We start from the raw sequence: 19,652 nt of genomic DNA, 5'->3' as shown, positions 1-19,652 counted from the left end.
GCACTGTGCCCTGACTGCATGACCTCACAAAGCTTAGGCGCCAACCTCGTAGCGGATGAAGCCGGTGATGGTGGTGCCGGCCTCATCTGCGACCTGCTTGACGGTCTTCTTGGAGTCAGACAGAGCAGCCTGCTCCAGCAGAACCACGGACTTGTAGAAGCCGTTGAGGCGGCCTTCCACGATCTTCGGCAGGGCTGCCTCTGGCTTGCCCTCCTCGCGGGTGGTGGCCTCAGCGATCTCGCGCTCCTTCTCCACGATCTCAGCCGGAACGTCCTCGCGGGTGAGGTACTCAGCGTTCATTGCTGCAATCTGCAGTGCGACTGCGTGAGCGCCCTCTGCGTTGCCCTCGTAGGACACCAGGACACCCACTGCCGGCGGCAGGTCAGCGGAACGCTGGTGCAGGTACACAGCTACGTTGTCACCCTCGATGGTGACAGCGCGACGAGCCTGCAGCTTCTCGCCGGTCTTTGCGGACTCTTCGTCAACGACCTCGGAAACCTTCTTGCCGTCGATCTCCAGGTTGTTGAGCTCCTCACCGGAGTTGACCTTGGCCTCACCGGCAGCCTCAGCGATCTTGGTAGCGAAGGACTTGAAAGCCTCGTTCTTGGCCACGAAGTCGGTCTCGCAGTTGATTTCCACCATCGTGTTGCCGGACACGGCGATCAGGCCCTCGGTAGCCTCACGCTCAGCGCGCTTGGACACGTTCTTTGCGCCCTTGATGCGCAGGTACTCAACGGCCTTGTCGTAGTCACCCTGGGACTCGTCGAGAGCCTTCTTGCAATCGAGCATGCCGGCGCCGGTGGCCTCACGCAATGCCTTTACGTCTGCAGCAGTGTAGTTCGCCATAGTTGGAGCGATCCTCCTTGGAATTAAACGGTATTCGTTGAAACAGCGTAGCCGAATCACTACCACCACGTCGCGTTGAGGGGGTGGTAGTTTTTCGCCCACTCCCCCAGCGGAGGGAAACCTCTGCGTGGTGTTTCAACCCTCTAGTGTGTCACGTGCCTTAACGGGCTAAGAAAAACACGTGAGAAAAAGCCCCCATCGCCGCGGACACTGTGGGCCGTGCGGTACGGGGGCTTAAGGTATGCAGATTACTCTGCGGACTTCTCGGCGTCCTCAGACTTCTCTGCGGAAGCCGGGTCAGACGCAGCGGCAGCCTCAGCAGCGTCGCGGGCGTCCTTCTCAGCGGTGTCGCCGGCAGCTTCCTTGGCCTGAGCAAGCTGGCGCTCCTCGCGGGCCTTCTTGCCCTCGTCCACAGCGGTGGCGATGATGCCGGAGAGCAGCTTGGTGGCGCGGATAGCGTCGTCGTTGCCCGGAATCGGGAAGTCAACCTCATCCGGATCACAGTTGGTGTCCAGGATGGCAACGACCGGGATGTTAAGCTTCTGAGCTTCCTTGACCGCGATGTGCTCCTTGTTGGTGTCAACAATCCACAGTGCGGACGGAGCCTTGGTCATATCGGAGATACCGCCCAGGACGCGCTCCAGCTTGGTGCGCTCACGGGTCAGCATCAGAACTTCCTTCTTGGTGCGGCCCTTGTAGCCGTCCTCAGCTGCATCCATAGCCTGCAGCTCCTTCATGCGCTTCAGGCGCTTGGAGACAGTCTGGAAGTTGGTGAGCATACCGCCGAGCCAGCGGTGGTTCACGTACGGCATACCAACGCGGGAAGCCTCTTCAGCAACGGCTTCCTGAGCCTGCTTCTTAGTACCAACGAAGAGGATGGTGCCGCCGTGTGCGACGGTTTCCTTGACGAACTCGAAGGCCTCATCGATGTAGGTCAGCGTCTGCTGCAGGTCGATGATGTAGATGCCGTTACGGTCGGTGAAGATGAAGCGCTTCATCTTCGGGTTCCAGCGACGGGTCTGGTGACCGAAGTGGACGCCAGCGTCGAGGAGCTCGCGCATGGTTACGACTGCCATGTTTCGCTCGCTTTCTATATATTGTTTCGGTTTTGCAAGATTGTGCGGTGTTTTATTCCGCACCCTAGCAACGAAGGCCCTGGCTAACACCCCATTGTCCTGGGGACCACGTCAACCACGGACTGTCCCTTCCTTAACCCAGGAAGCGACTACTTCGCCGCGCGTAGTCAATCCATGCGGAACCCTTCCGGGCATTAAACACAGACTGCTGTGGGCTAGCTTAGTACTGCACACGCGCTGATTCCAAACGGCGCGACTGTTTAATCGCCGCCGATTTGTTGACAGCCACACGAAACTTTCCCCTGGCGCACCATGGGTTACTTCTTTAACGCATTATCCACAGGTCGACCGCACGCTCTTCCCTCGGGCCGCGCTCACGCGCAGGCTTGAGGTCATGCGTCACCGTCTACTTTGTTTATCTGCCCTGCTATGCCTCTGGGCTGCGCTTGGCGACGTCCCCCTTGCCGCCGCCTTCGTCGACCCCACCACTGGGGAACCGGTTGCTTCGCGTGTCTTGCGCGGCTTCGAACCTCCTGAGAAGCGGTGGATGGCCGGGCATCGCGGTGTGGATCTGGACCTACCCGTCGGCGGTAAGGTGCGTGCCGCTGGCGACGGCGTTGTGTATTTCGCCGGCGCCATAGCGGGCAAACCGGCCCTTTCGATTGCTCATGGCAACGGTCTGCGCACCACCTATCAACCGGTGTTTGCGCGGGTTAAGAAAGGTGACCAGGTGCAGGAAGGAGACATCATCGGAACGCTCGCGCCGTCCGTGGATGGCTATCCGGGGCTGCACTGGGGCGCGATTGAAGGCCGCGAGGACTACATCAACCCACTGGATCTCCTCGGCGAACCTGTCATTCGCCTCAAGCCCGCGGGTGGGAGCGAGCGTAGACGTCCTTAAGGCGCTGGGCGGAGACGTGAGTGTAGACCTGCGTGGTCTGCAGCGACGAGTGACCAAGCAGCTCTTGCACGATGCGCAGATCCGCTCCACCCTCGAGCAAATGCGTAGCCGCCGAGTGGCGCAAACCGTGCGGGGTTAACCCCGGTGTCCCCGTCACTTGGGCGGCGCGTTCGACGACGCGGCGGACCTGACGCGCGTCGATGCGCCCGCCGCGCGTGCCCACAAACACCGCTTCCGTATCGCCAGCAAGCTCGGGGCGCCCTGTCTTCAGCCAAGCGCAGAGCGCATCATGAGCTGCATCCCCGAAAGGGACAACGCGCTGTTTATTGCCCTTACCGGTCACGCGGGCAGTGCGGCGGGACAGGTCGATATCGCCGACGTCGAGGCCGACGAGCTCAGCCACACGCACACCGGTGGCGTAGAGAAATTCAAGCATGGCGCTATCGCGTAAGAAGTGGACCTCATCGGTGGAGACGGCATTGCCCATCAACTCCCCCGCTGCGGTGGGTGACATCACGGTGGGCAGGTGCTTGCCTACCTTGGGCGTGGCGAGGCGCTGCGCCACATCCGATTGTAAATAGCCTTCGCGCGCGGCCCACGTGGAAAAAGCGCGCACCGCGGCGGTGCGGCGCGCCAGGGTGGAGCGGGACTTGCCTTCAGCAACGGCGTGGGCCAACCATTCGCGCAGTGAGTTCAGAGTAAATGCTGCGAATTCCGGGACGTCCGTTGCCAACAGGCGCAAGTCAGAGCAATAGCCGCGGACGGTCGCTTCGGAGCGGCCGCGAACGATGCGCTGGTATTCTGCGAAATCCTCGATCGCTTCCTCCAGCTGTCCCCCCACGTGCCGCTCGCTACTGCCACTTTCACCACTCATGTCTCATGAGTGTACTCAGGTGCGCTGCCACATCGCGCCCGAGCGGGTGATCACCCCCATCTTTTGCATAGCTACGAGCAGGTGAATAGTCAACGCCACTCGCATTCCTGCGGCCGCCGCGATATCTTCTGCGCTCGCGCCTTCCTCCGCGCTTTCCGGCGGAGTGGAGTCATATACCCGAAGCTCATTGCGGGACAGACGCTGCACCGCAGTCGGCTGAAACTCCAGTTCGTATTGGCCGGCCACGTCCACCTCGCCCGCCTTGCCAACCAAACCCCGTACTTCATCCGCAGAGGCCACCAACTGAGCCCGCCCATCCTGGATGCGTTGATGGCAACCCAAGGACCCAGATGTGGTGATGGGTCCTGGCACTGCCATGGCAACCCTGCCCAGTGCTTCCGCCCAGTTCAACGTGTTGAGCGCACCAGAGCGGAATCCGGCTTCGACCACCACGGTACCGCTCGTCATCGCCGCCACAAGGCGGTTGCGGGATAGAAAGCGAAAACGCTGTGGCCGCGTGCCCGGCGCGAACTCTGACACGATGCATCCCTTCTCAGCGATTCTGTCAAAGAGCCTTGCATTGCGCGCTGGGTAAGAAATGTCGATGCCGCAGGCCGCTACTGCTACCGTTAGGCCTCCTGCATCCAGCGCGGCTTCGTGGACTGCTGTATCGACACCCACCGCCCCGCCGGAAACCACAGTCCATTGGTGGGAGGCAAGGCCGCTAGCCAGAAGTGAGCCGGCTTCCCAGCCATATCGGCTCACCGCACGCGTCCCCACCAGCGCCACCGATTGGGATACCGTTTCGCGCAGGTTGCCTCCACGGACCCACAGGCTGTGAGGAGGAAACGCTTGGTCATCAAATGTTGCTGGGGCTTCCACCATTCCTTGGTGGTAGAAGCCAAAGGCTCGCGATAACTCTTCTCCCGGCCACTCCGCATCCGCGGGTGTGATCAGTCGAGCCCCCACCGCTTCCGCGGCGGCGAGGTCTTCTTCTTGCCGCAGCCAATCGCGCCGCGAAGCCGTCGCCTGCCGCAAGGGGCCGATCCATTCCTCGCCCTTGTAGATTCCCCGGGCGATCTCCTCAGCCGGGTACTGACTCAGCAGCCCGTGGAGGGTTGGTGAGGGGCCCTCCACAACGCGGTTAAGGTAGGCCCACGTGTGCCGGGTACTCGATAGATTGAGCTCGCTCATGCTGCCAGCCTTTCGATGGTTCCGGCGCCGCGGAGATCCAACGCCCGACTGACATGGTCCAGCTCGGGGCGTGCGGAGCCGTCGAGGTCTGCCAAGGTCCATGCCAGACGCAGTACCCGATCTACTCCGCGTTGGCTCAGCTCACCTTCCGCTAGATAGGCAGCAAGCATAATCATCGCAGACTCCGCCGCCGGGCGGTGGCGCCTCAAATAGGAAGCGGACACGGCACCATTGACCACGCTCCCCAACCCGTCAGCCTCCCAGCGCGCTTTCATCCGTTCCCGGGCGGCAGCCACGCGCTGCGCTATATCCGCTGAGCTTTCCTCCCCTTCGGCATGAAGCACTGCGGATTGCCCCGATAGCGACACGATGATGTCGAGGCGGTCCCGCAGCGGCCCTGAAAGGTTCGACAGATAATTCATTCTGTCTGCCGCACGGCACTCGCAGCGCGCTGGTTCTTCGGCACCACACCGGCAGGGGTTCGCGGCTAGTACCAGTTGGAATTGTGCGGGGAAGATGACTTCTCTGCTCGCTCGCGTCAGGCGCACCTGTCCTTCTTCTAAAGGGGCGCGCAGACTATCGAGAACCTGCGCTGGAACCTCACTGACTTCATCGAGGAAGAGCACACCATGGTGGGCTAGGCTCACCGCGCCTGGCCGCGGGCGCCCCGAGCCGCCACCGATCAGCGCGGCCCTTGTTACCGAAGCATGCGGTGCGATGAAGGGAGCGCGAGAAACGGCGGTACCAACGTCCCCGGCCACCGAGTGGATGGCTGTGGCTTCTACCGCCTGCTCCATGCTCAAGCGCGGCAGAATGCCCGGCAAGCGCGAGGCAATCATCGACTTTCCAGAGCCGGGCGGTCCCACCATCATCACGTGGTGACCCCCGGCGGCAGCGACTTCCGCCGCCCACTTGGCTTCTTTCTGGCCAGCGACTTCGCTGAAGTCTGCGACCTGTTCGCGGGCAGGCGCTGCCGCGTGTGCGATGAGATGTGCATCCGGCAGACAATCCCTCCCGCACGCCCAGGCAAAAGCATCCCACAGGGTTTCGGCCACGAGGACTGTCATTCCGGGCACCAATGCCGCCTCGGCCGCATTTCCCACAGGAATGATGAGGGTGTCATAGCCTTGCGAGCGCGCGGCCAGGATCGCCGGGATGATGCCAGAAACTGGGCGCACGTGCCCGTCCAATCCCAGCTCGCCGAGGACGAGCGCCCCGCTGAGCCGACACTTCTCACTCTGCCCGGCCGCTAAGATTGCCAAGGCCATCGGGAGGTCAAAGTGCGCCCCGGCTTTAGGAAGCGACGCCGGTGACATGGACACCACAACCTTCGTCTTAGGCCATGGCAAATGCGAATTGCTCACCGCGGTGCGGATGCGGTCTCGCGACTCGGAGATCGCTGCATCCCCCAGGCCCACAACGTGAACTCCGGGAAGTCCGGGGCCAACGTTGGCCTCCACTGTGACCACCCGGGCCAGGACTCCATCTAGCGCTATCGTGTCGCATCTACCGAGAGCCATGATCAACTCCCTGGAAATATTCCACTTCGAAGGCTTCCCCAGAGTGTGCCCCGTTGGCCACGAGTCCAAGCACATCAAAACGAACCTTGCTTAATGTCTGGTTTTCGCTCCGCACAGTACTCAGCCACTGCGCGGCTGCTTTGCGCAGGCGCTTTAGCTTGCGTGGGGTTACCGCCTCTGCGACTCCAAAGTTGCGGGTAGCCCGAGTCTTAACTTCGCAAAAGACAATGGTCCCATCGCTCTCGCGCACAACGAGATCGAGCTCGCCCACGCGGTAGTGAACGTTTGCGGCGATAACCTGCGCCCCGCGTGCGCGGTAAAAGTCAGCAGCGAATTTCTCCCCTGCTTTTCCTAGTGCATCCGCGGGGCGAATGGTCTGCCCCACGGTCGGTGAATGCAGAGAGGCTGCTAGATTTCTTGTCACTATGGTGCTCCTTGGAATTGAACGTGTACACAACACGCCGTAAGCACGACACAAGAAAATCCCCGTGCCGCACACCCCTTACGGCACTTCCAGAACACCCCACACAACAGTCCGGTGGCGAGGGCTTCTTCCCTCGCCACCGCAAATCTGTGGATAACTAGTCCGGGGTCACCTCGATAGTGTTTCCCCGCACTCCTTTACCTAGAACTCTATTCAGGGAGAACAAAGTCCGGCTTGTCCAGCTCCTCAATATTGACGTCCTTGTAGGTGATCACACGGACATAGCGCACAAAGCGCGCCGAGCGGTACATGTCCCACACCCAGGCATCCGACATGCGGACCTCATAGTAGACATCCGGGCCGGAGGTATGCGGGATAAGCTCCACCGCATTGGCCAGGTAAAACCTGCGTTCGGTTTCTACCACATAGGAGAATTGGCTGACCACATCGCGATATTCGCGGTACAGCGACAGCTCGACTTCAGCCTCGTAGTTATCGAGTTCCTCAGCGCTCACGGTGTGCTTCTCCTTCGCTCACAATTACCCGGGGTCACGGTGTCACAGATTGAGCACAAGCTTAGTTCGCACTTGCTGCCTAAGCCTTCAGGCGCGCGCGAGGAATCGTGCATGAGCTTCAGCAACATTGCGATAGCTCATACGGTGCTCAGGCGTCGCCCCCAGCTGGGCGATGGCCTCCTGATGCACAGCTGTGCCATAGCCCTTATGGGTTTCCAGAGCATAGCCTGGGTAGTGCTTCGCCACATCCACCATGAGACGGTCCCGGGAAACTTTGGCCAAAACACTAGCCGCAGCGATGCAACGTGCGGCGGTATCGCCGGCGATGATCGGCAGCTGCGGGGTGGGCAGGCCGGGGACGAAGAGGGCGTCGCTCAGCACATAGCCCGGGCGGATCCCCAGCTGCGCCACCGCACGGCGCATTCCTGACAGGTTGGCATGCTGAATGCCAAAGGCATCGATATCCTTCGCGCCTATGTGCACCACTGACCAGGCCAGCGCACGGCGTTTGATCACCGGCTCCAACTTTTCCCGGGCCGCCGGCGTGAGCTTCTTCGAATCATCAAGCCGCTCCAAGCCGGGCAGGATGCGATCCGGCAAAATACACGCGGCGATGGTTATTGGCCCGCAGCAAGCTCCGCGCCCAGCTTCATCCACCCCGGCAACAGGCCCCAACCCTGCTTTGGAGAGCGCGACCTCATAGGTTCTCTTCTGTTTTAGACGGCGCATAGCGGTTAGAGGGGCATGTCCTCGATAGTGTGCGCACGGCTAATCGGAACCACCACGGCAGCGACCTTCCCGCGCACGTTCTCCACTGGAACGGTGCCCTGGAGCTTATCGCCTAGGTGCGCGCGCGAATCCAAAGAGTTTGTGCGGTTGTCCCCCATCACCCACAGGTGCCCCTCGGGAACGGTGACGGGCCCAAAGTACGCGCCGCCACAGGCCTGCGATCCCACCCGCTCATCGACGGGTATCTCCGGCGGATCGAGGACAAAGTCCTGGTTGGTGGGTTGGCCGTCCACCATGACGGCCGGATCGCCCTCCTGGCACGACACGGTCTGACCCCCGGTGGCAATGACCCGTTTGACCAGAATGTTATCGCCGTTGGGAGCCAGCCCCACAACAGCCGCCATATTTTGGATGCCGCGGAGAAACACATTGTGGGAACGCTTGACCTCAAAAGACGTGTTCCACGATTCCGGACCGGCAAAGACCACAACCTCTCCCGGGCGCGGATCGCTGAAGTAATAGCTCACCTTCTGCACCGCAATGCGGTCATTCGTACACCCCGGGCAGCCATGCAGGGTGGGCTCCATGGAAGAAGACGGGATGAGATATAGCCTTCCCACGAAGGCCTGAATCAACGCCAGCGCCACGAAGGTGACAGCCAGCGCCGAAAGAACATCGCGAACTCTAGGACTGGATGTCCGGGTCATCGACTCCACCAATACGGTTGAAGGGGAAGAAGATGAACATGACCTTGCCGCGAACATTCTCCAGGGGGATTGTTCCTTGGTACTCATCCTGCATGTGATAGCGCGAGTCCGCGGAGGCCGTGCGATTATCTCCCATCACCCAGATATTGCCCTCCGGCACGGTCACGGGGCCAAAGTACGCGCCGCCGCAGGCATAGGAACCGGTGGTTTCATCAACGCGATAGGTCGGTGGATCCTGCACATAATCCTGTTCAATGGGCTTGCCGTCCACCATGACTGCCGGATCCCCTTCTTGGCAGGACACCGTCTGGCCACCGGTGGCAACAACGCGCTTGACCAGAGTGTTCTCATCGGGCGGGGTGAGCGACACATAGCTCAGGGCATCCTGAATGCGGTGGATCACTGGGTTATCGGAACGCGGGGACACCCAGTTGCTATCCCAGTCCGGGGTGCCCTTGAATACCACGACATCACCGGGTTCCGGGCTCTTATCGCCGTAGTAGGAAACCTTTTCGGTAAAGATCCGGTCGTTATTGCAGCCTTCGCAACCATGCAATGTCGGCTCCATGGAGCCGGAGGGGATCACGTACTGCCGGCCTACAAAGTTCTGGAAAATGCCGACGACTGCGAGCACGGAGACCACTACGAGGGCAGTCTCCAGCAACCAGGGCATCTGCTTCTTTTCTTCAGCTGGGGGCGCCGCGCTTTCCGACGCCTCTCTCCCAACCCCCTGGGAACTTTCAGTAATGTCGTTTTCTTTTTCCACGGGCTAAATCCTAGCAATGTGTCTTGCCCTCACGGGCCTTGTGGCCCCGCGCGGCGCACGCTAAAAGGAGAAGGCAAAAGGAAAGCCCTTCGCCTTTCCTCGCGGTGAGGATAAAGGCGAAGGGCTGTGATGCGCTGTAAATTAGCGGCGCTCCTTGATGCGGGCCTTCTTGCCGCGCAGGTCGCGCAGGTAGTACAGCTTGGCGCGGCGGACACGGCCGCGGCGGACTACCTCGATGGAGGCAATGTTCGGGGAGTGAACCGGGAAGGTACGCTCAACGCCGATGCCGAAGGAGACCTTACGCACGGTGAAGGTCTCGCGGATGCCGTCGCCCTGACGGCGGATGCAGACACCCTTGAAGAGCTGGGTACGCTCGGTGGTGCCCTCGATGACCTTGACGTTGACGTCGAGGGTATCGCCCGGGCGGAAGGACGGGATATCGTCGCGCAGCGAAGCTGCATCAACCTTGTCAATGAGGTTTGCCATTGGTGTTTTCCTTTTCAGTTTAAGACAGAGGACCCTAGCGCCACCTCGCGGCAGCTGACCGGTTCGTGCCTATTACACAGAACATCGTCATCTTTCCACACCCCACCCCGGAAGAACAAATTCCGTCAAACGCCTGACATCTCCTCATTGCGGGCTCTAAGGTGGGTGGCGCACTGATACCCCACGGGTGCCCACGGGAAGTGGGCTGAGAGTGGCGCTGATACCGCGCCTGCACCGTTCGAACCTGTCTGGTTAGCACCAGCGAAGGAAGAGAGGAGCAGCCATGACGGCTACCCATAACCCCATCCAGTCCACCAACTCCGGCGAGATCCACCCCAAGCACTCCTACTCCCCCATCCGGGAGAATGGCCTGGAGGTACCGGAGACCGAGATCCAGCTGGATGATTCCCCTACCGGCCCCAATGAGCCCTTCCGTATCTACCGCACACGTGGCCCGGAGTGTGAGCCCGAAGTCGGTCTGCCGGCACTGCGCGCCGAATGGATTGCGGAGCGCGGGGACGTTGAGGAATATGAGGGCCGCGCACGCAACCTCGCTGACGATGGCCGCTCGGCCGAGCGCCGCGGTGCGGCTTCCCAGGAGTGGAAGGGGGAGCGTCGCCAACCGCTGCGTTCTAAGGAAGGCAAACGCGTTACCCAGATGCACTATGCGCGCCAGGGCATCATCACCAAGGAGATGGAGTTCGTGGCCCTACGCGAGCACTGCGACCCAGAGTTCGTGCGCTCCGAAATCGCCCGTGGCCGCGCCATCCTGCCTAATAACGTCAACCACCCCGAGTCGGAGCCGATGATCATCGGTCGGAAGTTCCTCACCAAAATCAACGCCAATATTGGCAACTCCGCGGTGACCTCCTCCATCGCCGAGGAGGTATCCAAGCTACGCTGGGCCACCCGCTGGGGCGCGGATACCGTCATGGACCTCTCCACCGGTGACGACATCCACACCACCCGCGAGTGGATCCTGCGCAACTCTCCGGTTCCTATCGGCACCGTGCCCATCTACCAGGCGCTGGAGAAGGTCAATGGTGTCGCGGAAGACCTGACATGGGAGATTTTCCGCGATACCGTCATCGAACAGTGCGAGCAGGGCGTGGACTACATGACCGTGCACGCCGGCGTGCTTTTGCCCTACGTGCCGCTGACCACGAACCGCGTCACCGGCATTGTTTCCCGCGGCGGCTCCATCATGGCAGGCTGGTGCCTGGCGCACCACAAGGAGTCCTTCCTCTACGAGAACTTCGACGAACTCTGTGAGATTTTCGCGCGCTACGACGTCGCTTTCTCCCTCGGCGATGGTCTGCGCCCCGGCTCCTTGGCGGATGCTAACGACACCGCCCAATTCGCTGAACTCAAAACCATCGGTGAGCTCACCCGGCGCGCCTGGGAGTATGACGTCCAGGTCATGGTGGAAGGCCCAGGACACGTCCCGCTCAACATGATTCAGGAAAACAACGAGCTCGAGCAGGACTGGGCCTCGGATGCTCCCTTCTACACGCTGGGCCCGCTGGTTACGGATATCGCACCGGGCTATGACCACATCACCTCCGCCATTGGTGCGGCACACATCGCCATGGGTGGTACGGCCATGCTGTGCTACGTCACGCCGAAGGAACACTTGGGGCTTCCCAACCGCGATGATGTGAAGACCGGCGTGATTACCTACAAGCTTGCGGCCCATGCAGCCGACGTGGCCAAGGGCCACCCAGGTGCGCGCGCTTGGGATGATGCGATGAGTAAGGCCCGCTTCGAATTCCGCTGGCACGACCAGTTCGCGCTCTCCCTCGACCCAGACACCGCGCAGGCCTACCACGATGAGACCCTGCCTGCGGAGCCGGCGAAGACCGCCCACTTCTGTTCCATGTGCGGCCCGAAGTTCTGCTCTATGCGCATCAGCCAGGACATCCGGGATACCTTCTCCGACTCCCTTGGTATGCCAAGTTTTCCGGGTAAGGACGCCGTTGATCCGGAGGTCGTGGCAGCTGCCCGTGCCGGTGAGAAACAGATGTCGGAAGAGTTCAAGGCCCAAGGTTCGCAGCTCTATCAGGAGGAAGAAACCGCGCATGCCTGATCTTCGCTGCTACTTCGTCACGGGCGCGGGCACGCCTGCGGAGATCGTGCGCATCGCTGCGGCAGCAGCGCGAGGCGGTGCCGGGGTCGTGCAGGTGCGCTCCAAGCCAATTTCTGCCCGCGACCTTTTCTATTTAGGCCGCGACGTGGCCCGCGCGGTGGCGAAGGCTAACCCAGAAACACGCGTGCTTATCGACGACCGCGTAGACGTCGCCGCCGCCCTACGCCACGCCGGCGAGCCGGTGCATGGCGTGCATGTCGGCCAAGATGATCTACCCGTCGCCGCTGCCCGCGCGTTGTTGGGTCCGGACGCGATTATCGGTCTGACCACCGGCACCCGCGAATTGGTCGAGGCCGCCAATGACGTCGCAGATGTCATTGACTACATCGGTTGCGGCCCGTTCCGCGCGACTCCGACGAAGGACTCCGGCCGCACGCCTTTAGGACTTCACGCCTACCCGGAATTGGTGAAGCTCTCCCGCGTGCCACTCGTAGCCATCGGGGATGTCACCGCTGAGGATGCAGCCGATCTTGCGGCAACTGGTGTGGCCGGACTAGCCGTCGTGCGCGGCATCATGAATGCCGAGGACCCAGAAGCTTATTGCCGCGCGCTGCTGTCCGGTTTTGACGAAGGTGCGCGATGAGTACTAGCTCTGATTCTTCAGTCATCGTCGTCGGCGCGGGCGTCATCGGTCTGGCCACCGCCGTGGAGTTGGCCGCGCGGGGCTTTAAGGTCACTGTCTTGGACCCGGCACCGGCCTCTGGGGCTTCGCACTATGCCGGGGGCATGCTCGCCCCCGCCGCGGAGGTGGTCTACCAACAGGATCCACTCTTCCCACTGATGCGTGCCTCCGGCGCGTGGTACCCGAAGCTTATCGATCTCGTGGCTCAGCACACCGAGGTCCCAACTGGCTACCGCGCCGAAGGTACCCTCGTCGTCGCCGCTGACCGTGCGGATGCTCAGCACCTCACCGAGCTGGCTGACTATCAATCCCTCCACGGCATGGAGGTCGAGCGCATCACCGTGCGCGAAGCCCGGCGCGCCGAACCTTTGCTCTCGCCACGTCTGGCTGCTGCGGTGAGTATTCCGGGTGACACGCAGGTTTTCCCCCGCCAGTGGACAGCTGCACTGCTCAGCGCAGCCCAAGCACTCGGTGTGCGTTTCTTCCGCACGGCAGCACAGTCGATCAATGCTGACACGGGCATGGTCACCACGGCCGTCGGCGAGTTCGAAGCTGAACAGGTGGTACTCGCTGCAGGCCTGGGAGCACGCGACATCGAGTGGGCTGCATCAGCCGGGCTCGAAGAATCTCCGCTACACCTGCGCCCGGTATACGGCGATATCCTGCGCCTGCGCGTACCGGACGAGCTCCAGCCTCTGCTCACCCGCGTGGTGCGCGGCTTCGTGGAGGACCGCCCCATCTACCTCATCCCCCGCGGCGACGGCACCTTGGCGGTTGGCGCTACAACCCGCGAGGACACTCTTGCTACGGCCCAGGCCGGCGGTGTCTACGCGCTGCTTCGCGACGCCATCCGTGTGCTGCCCGCCGTCGAAGAGTGCGAATTCCTCGAGGCCAGCGCGGGTGCCCGCCCCGGCACGCCAGACGATTTGCCGTACCTCGGCCGCGTCAGCGACAAGCTCGTCATCTCCACCGGCTATTTCCGCCACGGCATTCTGCTCACGGCCCTGGCCGCGCGCTGTACACGCGAGCTCATCGAAGGCACCGAATCCAGCATCGATCTCACCGCTTGTGATCCTCTACGTCACCTCAAGGAGCAGCCATGATCCTCATCCTCAACGGCCAGCCCACTGACACCTCAGCGACGACCATCACCGAATTGTTGGACGAGCAGAACATCGCCGCCGACGGCACCGCCGTGGCCGTGTCCGAACAAGTCGTACCCCGCTCGCAGTGGGAGTCCACCCCACTCACTGAAGGCGCAACCGTGGAAATCCTCACCGCAGTCCAAGGAGGTTAAATGCTCACCATCGCCGAGACCACCTTTTCTTCCCACCTCATCATGGGCACCGGTGGGGCCACGAGCCACGACGCCCTGGAGCGCGCGCTCGTCGCCTCCGGAACCGAGCTGACTACCGTGGCCATGCGCCGCCACGCTGGTACCCGTGATGGTGAGAGTGTCTTCGATCTGCTGCGCCGGTTGGACATCGCCCCACTCCCCAACACCGCCGGGTGTCGCACCGCGCGCGAGGCCGTGCTCACCGCCCGCATGGCCCGCGAGGCGCTGGGGACCTCCTGGGTCAAGGTCGAGGTCATCGCCGACGAACATACGCTGCTGCCCGATGTCGTGGAAACCCTCGACGCCACCGAGCTGCTGAGCGCCGAAGGGTTCACCGTCCTGGCCTACACCAGCGACGATCCCGTAGCCGCCCAGCGCCTCGAAGACGCCGGAGCGGCAGCCGTCATGCCTCTCGGAGCCCCCATCGGCACTGGTCTGGGAATCCTCAATCCCCACAACCTCGAGCTCATCTGCTCACGTGCCTCGGTGCCCGTGCTTGTCGACGCCGGCATCGGCACCGCCTCCGACGCCACCCTCGCCATGGAGCTGGGCTGCTCCGGCGTGCTTCTCGCCAGCGCGGTCAACCGCTGCCAGGATCCCGAGGCCATGGCCACCGCCATGCGCCACGCCGTCGAAGCCGGCCGCCTAGCCCGGAGTGCAGGGCGCATCCCGCAGCGCGAGCACGCCCAGGCTTCCTCCACCTTTGAGGGCCTGGCCTCCTGGGCCGACCACGTTCTCTAGACCTGTGGCATTGATCGCCGCCGCAAAAGGAACCTATGCTCAGCAAAGATGAACTCGCCCGCACCGCGCGCCAACGCCTTCTCCCCGGATTCGGTGACGCGGCCCAGGAGCGCCTCAATGCCGCGCACGTGCTCGTCGTGGGCGCCGGTGGGCTGGGCTGCCCGGCCCTCCAGCAGCTGGCGGCGGCTGGCATCGGGCGAATCACGATTATTGATTCCGATACCGTCGATATCAGCAACCTGCACAGGCAGGTGCTGTTTGGTGTAGGGGACCTCGGCAAGCCCAAGGCCGAGGTAGCCGCCGCGCGCGCCCGCGAGCTTGCCCCCGAGCTCACCATCACCGCGCTTAAAGAACGCCTCGGCTCCTCCACCGTCCTCGACCTGTGTTCCGAGGCCGACCTCGTCCTCGACGGCTCAGATACCTTCGATACGAAGTATCTCGTCGCTGATGCCTGCGAGCTCACCTCTACCCCACTGGCCTGGGGAACCGTGCTGCGCTACGGCGGGCAAGCCGCGCTGTGGCACTCCGGGAATGCATGTGCTGACGGGCGCGGGGTGGGCTTTCGCGATCTCTTCCCCGCCCCGCCTAGTGGCGAGGCGCTCGAGTGCTCCACAGCGGGGGTCCTGGGGGCTACGACATCGGTCATCGCGGGGCTCATGGCCACCGCGGCGGTCGCCATACTCGGCGCACTCCCAGATCATCGGGACATGGTCGGGCGCGTAACCTCCTACGACGCGCTCCCCGGTAGCTTCCGCACACTGCGGGTGGGCGCCGATCCCGACCGCCCCCTCGTTACTGCCCTACCTGGCCGGCACACCCCGCCGCCGGAGCTTGTCACCGGCCGCGCTGCCCTCCTCGATATCTCCGAGGAGCCCAACTTTCCTTATGCCGCGGTGACACTGCCCTGGCATACCGTCACCGATGATGATTCCGTGCGCCGAGCACTATCCGCCTGCGCATCCGAACTGGTCTACGTGGCCTGCGCCTCCGGTGGGCGCAGTGCTGGCTTTGTCCTGCGCTACGCCGATCTCGCCGCGGACATGGGCATCGAATTGCGCAACCTGCCCGGTGGGCTCGCAGCACACGATTTCTAGGCACCAGCCACCGCCGGCCTGTGGAAGAGATGCTCGTCGAGGATGCGCGCAGTGCCATGGTGGCGGGCCCGGAAAATCACGCAAGAGGCCACCAGTGCCAAAGCAGTCACGATGAACAGCACCGCGATACCGGCCCAGAACGTCCCATCGTGGATGCCGTCGGTAGCGCGGGTAAAGGCGTTTTTCGCATAGGACATCGGGTGGAAAGGATGCAGCAAACTCAGCGGGCGTGGAATGGCGGCCACGGGCCACACGCCGCCGAAGACCATGACGCCTAGGGCAAAAGCACCGACTGCGAAGACGGCACCAATCTTGCGGCCGAAGGTTACGAGGAAGAACTGGTAGGTCGCCGCACCCACGGCCGCGATGGCGGCGATGACTAACAACATCATCGGCCAGCTGGCAGGACTCCAGCCCATGGTGGAGGACATCAAGCCCATGAAGGCCAAGACCAAGAAGTTCAGGCCCGCCACCACGCCGAAGGCCGCGAGGATGCCACGTACCGGGCTCGTGACTGACTCGCCGCGACGGCCCAGGTAATACGGCAGCGTCATCGCCAGAAGCAGCATCACAAGGAAGCCGAAGACCAGCACGAAAAGCAGCGAGGCGCCACCCGTGATGTTCTTCTCGGTCGGGTCAACCGGGCTGACCACCGTCTGTACGGGGTGAAGGTTGGAGGAGGTGAAGTTGATGGGCACGGCCATGTTCTGTGCGGACGTATCCGGCTGGCTAATGGAGGGGGCTTTGGCGGCACCGTCGGCAAGCTTGGTAGCCAACTCATTGGAGCCCGCCTTGAGCTGGTCCATGCCATCCTTCAGCTCCGTACCACCGGCTGCCAGCTGGCTCGTGCCGTCCTTCAACGTACCGGTGCCCTCATGCAAGCGGGAAGCACCATCCTGCAGCTGGGCGGCACCGTCGCCCAGCTCGCCAACACCCGCGCGCAACTGCTGCGAGCCATCGGACAAGCGGTGCGCACCGTCATTGAGGGCCATCATGCCGCCGAGGTACTCCGAGTTGGGATCGGACAGGTTGTAGTAGAGCTGACCGGTGCCGTCAGAGAGCTTTTCCAGTTGCGCCACCATGTTTCCACTGGCGGCCGGGTCCAGCTTCGAGACCAGGGAATAGAGTTGGTCGGCTTGCTGGTGCATGCCGAGGCCACGGAGGACGTCGACAAGTTGCAGCAGCGCTGGAGCTACGGCCTGCGCCTGCTTGAGCACCGGGATGAGCATGCCCGTCAGTTGGTTGACGCCGCCATCGATCTGGCCCGCGCCATCCGCTAGGCGGCCGGTTCCGGCGAGCAGTTTGTCGGAGCCGTCGGCAAGCTGCGCGGCGCCATCATCGAGCTGCGCGGCACCATCGCTGAGGCGCCCTACTCCGTCATTCAGGCGGTTCGTGCCGTCCAGCAGCTGGCCCGTACCGTTGTTGAGATCGCCCGCGCCGGCGTCCAACTTGGCGATTCCCTCGACCGCGCGCCCGCCGCCTTCCTGCAATTTGCCCGCACCCTCATCGAGACGGCCGGCGCCCTCGGCCGCGGTTCCCAGACCATCGCTGAGTTTATTCAGCCCCTCAATAACCTGGTCGGCGTATTTCTTGGAAATCGCATTCTCCACGCTGGTCTGCACCTGCGGGATGAGGCTGGAAGAAATCACCGAGCCATTCGTGCCGTAGTAATCATTGGTGGCGAAGTGAATCTCCGGCTTGACCGGTTTATCGCTGATGATGGTGACGGCCTGCTCGGAGAAGTTCTTCGGGATGGTCACGACCATGAGATATATGCCCTTGAGCAGCCCCTCATCCCCGTCGCCCTTGCTGACTTCGGCAAAGTTCAGGTACTGCGTCTCCATTAGGCCTTCCACAACCTGATCGCCGTAGTTAGTGTAGGTGCCCTGCTTCTCGACGCCCGCGTCCTCATTCACCACCGCCAAATCAATGTTGCGCATGTACTTAGAGGGGTCCCACATGGCCCACATCATGGTGCCCGCGATGACGATGGGTGCTACGAGAAGGAAAACGATGAGCACGCGCGACAAGGTACTCGTGGGGCGCCAATCGAGGACGCGGTGCCACCCCATCGCCTCACTGTCGTGGCCTGCTGCGCTCCCCTTAGCTGCCTTGCCAGGCGAAGAAGTATTCTTCCGGCTTTCTTCCGTCTCACGGCGCATTCCCGCCTCCTCATGGTTTTAGCTCTGGCCCGCTTATAGCCTTCTGCCCAGGACTTTCAGAGGAAGTACAACGATAAGCGGGACCACTAGTTCATTTGTTTCACCAAACATACCACCTAATATGTTGGCTCTGTAAACTTATGGCTATTCGTGTCATTGCACCCCATGCCGTTACTCCCGTGCGAGCTCCGAATCACGACCTGGTGACTGCGTTTGGCCGTGTGGGTGCTAGTTACTCCCGTGTGAGCTCCGAGTTACAAGGCACATGAACAGGGCGTTTCCCCCCCTCCGGTTGCGAGGCCTTAAGGCCTGTTTTAGGCTCTGTGCCCATGGGGGATATTGAGACCTACATCCGCCTTCGTAACTCGGGGATTGCGCTGGTGGAAGCAGCAACCAGCACACCCGAAAGCTTGCGCGCGCTGGGCGCCTCACGCGGCGATGCGGCAGAGCTGGCGTCACTTCATGCCATCTATTTCGGCGATACCCGCTTCACCGGCAAGCAGCGCACCGCCCGCCAAGCAGCCCGACGCCAAGGCCACGACCTGGCCACACTAAGCCTCATTGAGTCCTACGCCGCCAAACTGAAGAAGCAACTCGACGTCTGGAATGTGCGCGTAACACTTGCATCCACGCCTTCAGAACGGATTCCTTCAGTGGCGGCGGAACGTTTGAAGGAACTCAAACCGAAACGCGTGCCGTCGCCTGGGGTGCGCCTTACCTACCGCAAGAACGGCCCGCACTCACTCACGGTTACCGACTCCGCGCTGAACATCTCCACCATGCGTAGCACCTTGGAGTCCATTAACCCCACTGACCTCCTGGACGCCACCCGTCAAGTCTTCTTTAAAGAAGGTGTGGGCTCTCGGCCGGCGGTGGGAACGAACGTCGTGATAACACTCGATGAGCTCGACAAAATCGTCCGTCATGACGGCGATGACATCGAACTCGAGCTCACCAACGGCGGGCGCATGAGCGGCGCGGAGTTTCTCACCTACAAGTTCGCCGAAACTGGCTACGCCACACTGGTCCACCCCACTATCGGCCCGGTGTGGCTGCACCGACTTTCGCGCTTTGCCAGCCTCGAGCAACGTATCATGGCCAGCGCGGAGCACCCCACCTGTGCTATCGAAGACTGCAATAAACCGGCGGACTACTGCCAGGTCCACCACATCATCCCTTGGCAGGCGGGCGGAGAAACCAACCCACCCAACCTGACCATGTTGTGCGCTTATCACAACGGTATTAACGACGATGACCCCACCAGCCCAACCGGCCGAGGCTATGTCTTTCGGCTGAGAGGACCCGTTGACTATATCCCGCCCTGGGGAACACCGATTACCGGGCAGCCGGCCTACCAAGAAGCCATAAACCGGCAGGCCACGAGCCCGACGCGCACTCCTCCAGGCCAACCACCCGATCCGCCGGACCCACACCCATCACCACCCAGCACTGTGTCGCCGCCCGGATAGTCTTCGCGGCAGCTTAGCCGCACACGTCCACACCCCGAACCGGC

General features: G+C 62.3%; 20 protein-coding genes and 1 riboswitch. Of the genes, 8 read left to right on the top strand and 12 right to left on the bottom strand.

Annotated features, from left to right (window positions below; translation table 11 throughout):
• Positions 1-33: 33 nt before the first annotated feature.
• Both tsf and rpsB read right to left on the bottom strand, forming a co-directional pair.
• Entirely contained in the window at positions 34-846 is an 813-nt protein-coding gene (tsf, locus tag HMPREF2781_RS01715; protein ID WP_070643830.1) for a translation elongation factor Ts, read from the bottom strand.
• A gap of 248 nt (positions 847-1,094) precedes the next feature.
• Positions 1,095-1,922 (bottom strand): 30S ribosomal protein S2, encoded by an 828-nt coding sequence (gene rpsB, locus HMPREF2781_RS01710; protein ID WP_010190382.1) that lies wholly within the window; start codon positions 1,920-1,922, stop codon positions 1,095-1,097.
• A 394-nt stretch (positions 1,923-2,316) separates the two neighbouring features.
• Here rpsB and HMPREF2781_RS01705 point away from each other — a divergent pair, with 394 nt between their 5' ends.
• The gene (locus HMPREF2781_RS01705; protein ID WP_070445564.1) at positions 2,317-2,823 is read left to right on the top strand and encodes a M23 family metallopeptidase; all 507 of its coding nucleotides are present in this window, start codon (positions 2,317-2,319) and stop codon (positions 2,821-2,823) included.
• On the opposite strand, the gene HMPREF2781_RS01700 is transcribed toward HMPREF2781_RS01705, so the two are convergent.
• The 9 genes from HMPREF2781_RS01700 to rplS all read right to left on the bottom strand — a co-directional run bounded on the left by HMPREF2781_RS01700 (position 2,786) and on the right by rplS (position 10,038).
• Positions 2,786-3,697, bottom strand: a complete 912-nt coding sequence (locus tag HMPREF2781_RS01700) for a tyrosine recombinase XerC (RefSeq protein ID WP_070445561.1) — start codon at positions 3,695-3,697, stop codon at positions 2,786-2,788. The genes HMPREF2781_RS01705 and HMPREF2781_RS01700 overlap by 38 nt on opposite strands.
• A 15-nt stretch (positions 3,698-3,712) precedes the next feature.
• Positions 3,713-4,891 (bottom strand): DNA-processing protein DprA, encoded by a 1,179-nt coding sequence (gene dprA, locus HMPREF2781_RS01695; protein WP_070445558.1) that lies wholly within the window; start codon positions 4,889-4,891, stop codon positions 3,713-3,715.
• The gene (locus HMPREF2781_RS01690) at positions 4,888-6,411 is read right to left on the bottom strand and encodes a YifB family Mg chelatase-like AAA ATPase (RefSeq protein ID WP_070643828.1); all 1,524 of its coding nucleotides are present in this window, start codon (positions 6,409-6,411) and stop codon (positions 4,888-4,890) included. Before HMPREF2781_RS01690 ends, dprA begins: the two co-directional genes overlap by 4 nt.
• On the bottom strand, positions 6,398-6,835 hold the full coding sequence (locus tag HMPREF2781_RS01685; protein WP_070643825.1) for a YraN family protein: 438 nt from the start codon (positions 6,833-6,835) through the stop codon (positions 6,398-6,400). Before HMPREF2781_RS01685 ends, HMPREF2781_RS01690 begins: the two co-directional genes overlap by 14 nt.
• A 209-nt stretch (positions 6,836-7,044) precedes the next feature.
• A complete protein-coding gene (locus HMPREF2781_RS01680; RefSeq protein WP_005528899.1) occupies positions 7,045-7,350 on the bottom strand; it encodes a DUF2469 domain-containing protein in 306 nt (101 codons plus the stop codon).
• Between the two features lie 87 nt (positions 7,351-7,437).
• The gene (locus HMPREF2781_RS01675; RefSeq protein WP_070643822.1) at positions 7,438-8,079 is read right to left on the bottom strand and encodes a ribonuclease HII; all 642 of its coding nucleotides are present in this window, start codon (positions 8,077-8,079) and stop codon (positions 7,438-7,440) included.
• Between the two features lie 5 nt (positions 8,080-8,084).
• A complete protein-coding gene (gene lepB, locus HMPREF2781_RS01670) occupies positions 8,085-8,786 on the bottom strand; it encodes a signal peptidase I (protein ID WP_070520044.1) in 702 nt (233 codons plus the stop codon).
• Positions 8,764-9,459, bottom strand: a complete 696-nt coding sequence (gene lepB, locus HMPREF2781_RS01665) for a signal peptidase I (protein ID WP_236659254.1) — start codon at positions 9,457-9,459, stop codon at positions 8,764-8,766. The genes lepB (HMPREF2781_RS01670) and lepB (HMPREF2781_RS01665) overlap by 23 nt, the downstream gene beginning before the upstream one ends.
• A 234-nt stretch (positions 9,460-9,693) precedes the next feature.
• Positions 9,694-10,038, bottom strand: a complete 345-nt coding sequence (rplS, locus tag HMPREF2781_RS01660; RefSeq protein WP_010190405.1) for a 50S ribosomal protein L19 — start codon at positions 10,036-10,038, stop codon at positions 9,694-9,696.
• Positions 10,039-10,211: 173 nt separating this feature from the next.
• A riboswitch (TPP riboswitch) is annotated at positions 10,212-10,326 on the top strand.
• Here rplS and thiC point away from each other — a divergent pair.
• From thiC to HMPREF2781_RS01630, 6 genes are all read left to right on the top strand, one after another.
• Positions 10,322-12,124 carry a phosphomethylpyrimidine synthase ThiC gene (gene thiC / locus HMPREF2781_RS01655; RefSeq protein ID WP_070445541.1) on the top strand — a complete coding sequence of 601 codons (1,803 nt, stop codon included), beginning with the start codon at positions 10,322-10,324 and terminating at the stop codon, positions 12,122-12,124. (Overlaps the previous riboswitch by 5 nt.)
• Positions 12,117-12,767 carry a thiamine phosphate synthase gene (locus HMPREF2781_RS01650; protein ID WP_070445538.1) on the top strand — a complete coding sequence of 217 codons (651 nt, stop codon included), beginning with the start codon at positions 12,117-12,119 and terminating at the stop codon, positions 12,765-12,767. The genes thiC and HMPREF2781_RS01650 overlap by 8 nt, the downstream gene beginning before the upstream one ends.
• Positions 12,764-13,909, top strand: coding sequence for a glycine oxidase ThiO (gene thiO / locus HMPREF2781_RS01645; protein ID WP_070643820.1), 1,146 nt, complete (start codon positions 12,764-12,766; stop codon positions 13,907-13,909). The genes HMPREF2781_RS01650 and thiO overlap by 4 nt, the downstream gene beginning before the upstream one ends.
• A complete protein-coding gene (gene thiS, locus HMPREF2781_RS01640) occupies positions 13,906-14,103 on the top strand; it encodes a sulfur carrier protein ThiS (protein WP_070445530.1) in 198 nt (65 codons plus the stop codon). Before thiO ends, thiS begins: the two co-directional genes overlap by 4 nt.
• Complete coding sequence (locus tag HMPREF2781_RS01635; protein ID WP_070643818.1) at positions 14,104-14,883, top strand: thiazole synthase; 780 nt, start codon at positions 14,104-14,106, stop codon at positions 14,881-14,883.
• Between the two features lie 35 nt (positions 14,884-14,918).
• Positions 14,919-15,977: a ThiF family adenylyltransferase gene (locus tag HMPREF2781_RS01630; RefSeq protein ID WP_070643815.1), complete on the top strand. Its 1,059-nt coding sequence runs from the start codon at positions 14,919-14,921 to the stop codon at positions 15,975-15,977.
• Here the strand turns inward: HMPREF2781_RS01630 and HMPREF2781_RS01625 are convergent.
• Complete coding sequence (locus HMPREF2781_RS01625; RefSeq protein WP_070643813.1) at positions 15,974-18,139, bottom strand: YhgE/Pip domain-containing protein; 2,166 nt, start codon at positions 18,137-18,139, stop codon at positions 15,974-15,976. The genes HMPREF2781_RS01630 and HMPREF2781_RS01625 overlap by 4 nt on opposite strands.
• Before the next feature lie 329 nt (positions 18,140-18,468).
• Here HMPREF2781_RS01625 and HMPREF2781_RS01620 point away from each other — a divergent pair, with 329 nt between their 5' ends.
• Entirely contained in the window at positions 18,469-19,608 is a 1,140-nt protein-coding gene (locus tag HMPREF2781_RS01620) for an HNH endonuclease signature motif containing protein (RefSeq protein WP_070445519.1), read from the top strand.
• Positions 19,609-19,652: the final 44 nt, after the last annotated feature.

Origin of the sequence: Corynebacterium sp. HMSC062A03 (assembly GCF_001811145.1) — a bacterium.
GTDB lineage: Bacteria > Actinomycetota > Actinomycetes > Mycobacteriales > Mycobacteriaceae > Corynebacterium > Corynebacterium aurimucosum.
This window is presented reverse-complemented; position numbering and strand designations above follow the sequence as displayed.

What these genes read in the sequence shown, in the direction of transcription:
- tsf (WP_070643830.1), bottom strand. Translation starts at nt 846, where the DNA reads ATGGCGAACTACACTGCTGCAGACGTAAAGGCATTGCGTGAGGCCACC.
- rpsB (WP_010190382.1), bottom strand. Translation starts at nt 1,922, where the DNA reads ATGGCAGTCGTAACCATGCGCGAGCTCCTCGACGCTGGCGTCCACTTC.
- HMPREF2781_RS01705 (WP_070445564.1), top strand. Translation starts at nt 2,317, where the DNA reads ATGCGTCACCGTCTACTTTGTTTATCTGCCCTGCTATGCCTCTGGGCT.
- HMPREF2781_RS01700 (WP_070445561.1), bottom strand. Translation starts at nt 3,697, where the DNA reads ATGAGTGGTGAAAGTGGCAGTAGCGAGCGGCACGTGGGGGGACAGCTG.
- dprA (WP_070445558.1), bottom strand. Translation starts at nt 4,891, where the DNA reads ATGAGCGAGCTCAATCTATCGAGTACCCGGCACACGTGGGCCTACCTT.
- HMPREF2781_RS01690 (WP_070643828.1), bottom strand. Translation starts at nt 6,411, where the DNA reads ATGGCTCTCGGTAGATGCGACACGATAGCGCTAGATGGAGTCCTGGCC.
- HMPREF2781_RS01675 (WP_070643822.1), bottom strand. Translation starts at nt 8,079, where the DNA reads ATGCGCCGTCTAAAACAGAAGAGAACCTATGAGGTCGCGCTCTCCAAA.
- lepB (WP_070520044.1), bottom strand. Translation starts at nt 8,786, where the DNA reads ATGACCCGGACATCCAGTCCTAGAGTTCGCGATGTTCTTTCGGCGCTG.
- lepB (WP_236659254.1), bottom strand. Translation starts at nt 9,459, where the DNA reads ATGCCCTGGTTGCTGGAGACTGCCCTCGTAGTGGTCTCCGTGCTCGCA.
- rplS (WP_010190405.1), bottom strand. Translation starts at nt 10,038, where the DNA reads ATGGCAAACCTCATTGACAAGGTTGATGCAGCTTCGCTGCGCGACGAT.
- thiC (WP_070445541.1), top strand. Translation starts at nt 10,322, where the DNA reads ATGACGGCTACCCATAACCCCATCCAGTCCACCAACTCCGGCGAGATC.
- HMPREF2781_RS01650 (WP_070445538.1), top strand. Translation starts at nt 12,117, where the DNA reads ATGCCTGATCTTCGCTGCTACTTCGTCACGGGCGCGGGCACGCCTGCG.
- thiO (WP_070643820.1), top strand. Translation starts at nt 12,764, where the DNA reads ATGAGTACTAGCTCTGATTCTTCAGTCATCGTCGTCGGCGCGGGCGTC.
- thiS (WP_070445530.1), top strand. Translation starts at nt 13,906, where the DNA reads ATGATCCTCATCCTCAACGGCCAGCCCACTGACACCTCAGCGACGACC.
- HMPREF2781_RS01635 (WP_070643818.1), top strand. Translation starts at nt 14,104, where the DNA reads ATGCTCACCATCGCCGAGACCACCTTTTCTTCCCACCTCATCATGGGC.
- HMPREF2781_RS01630 (WP_070643815.1), top strand. Translation starts at nt 14,919, where the DNA reads ATGCTCAGCAAAGATGAACTCGCCCGCACCGCGCGCCAACGCCTTCTC.
- HMPREF2781_RS01625 (WP_070643813.1), bottom strand. Translation starts at nt 18,139, where the DNA reads ATGCGCCGTGAGACGGAAGAAAGCCGGAAGAATACTTCTTCGCCTGGC.
- HMPREF2781_RS01620 (WP_070445519.1), top strand. Translation starts at nt 18,469, where the DNA reads ATGGGGGATATTGAGACCTACATCCGCCTTCGTAACTCGGGGATTGCG.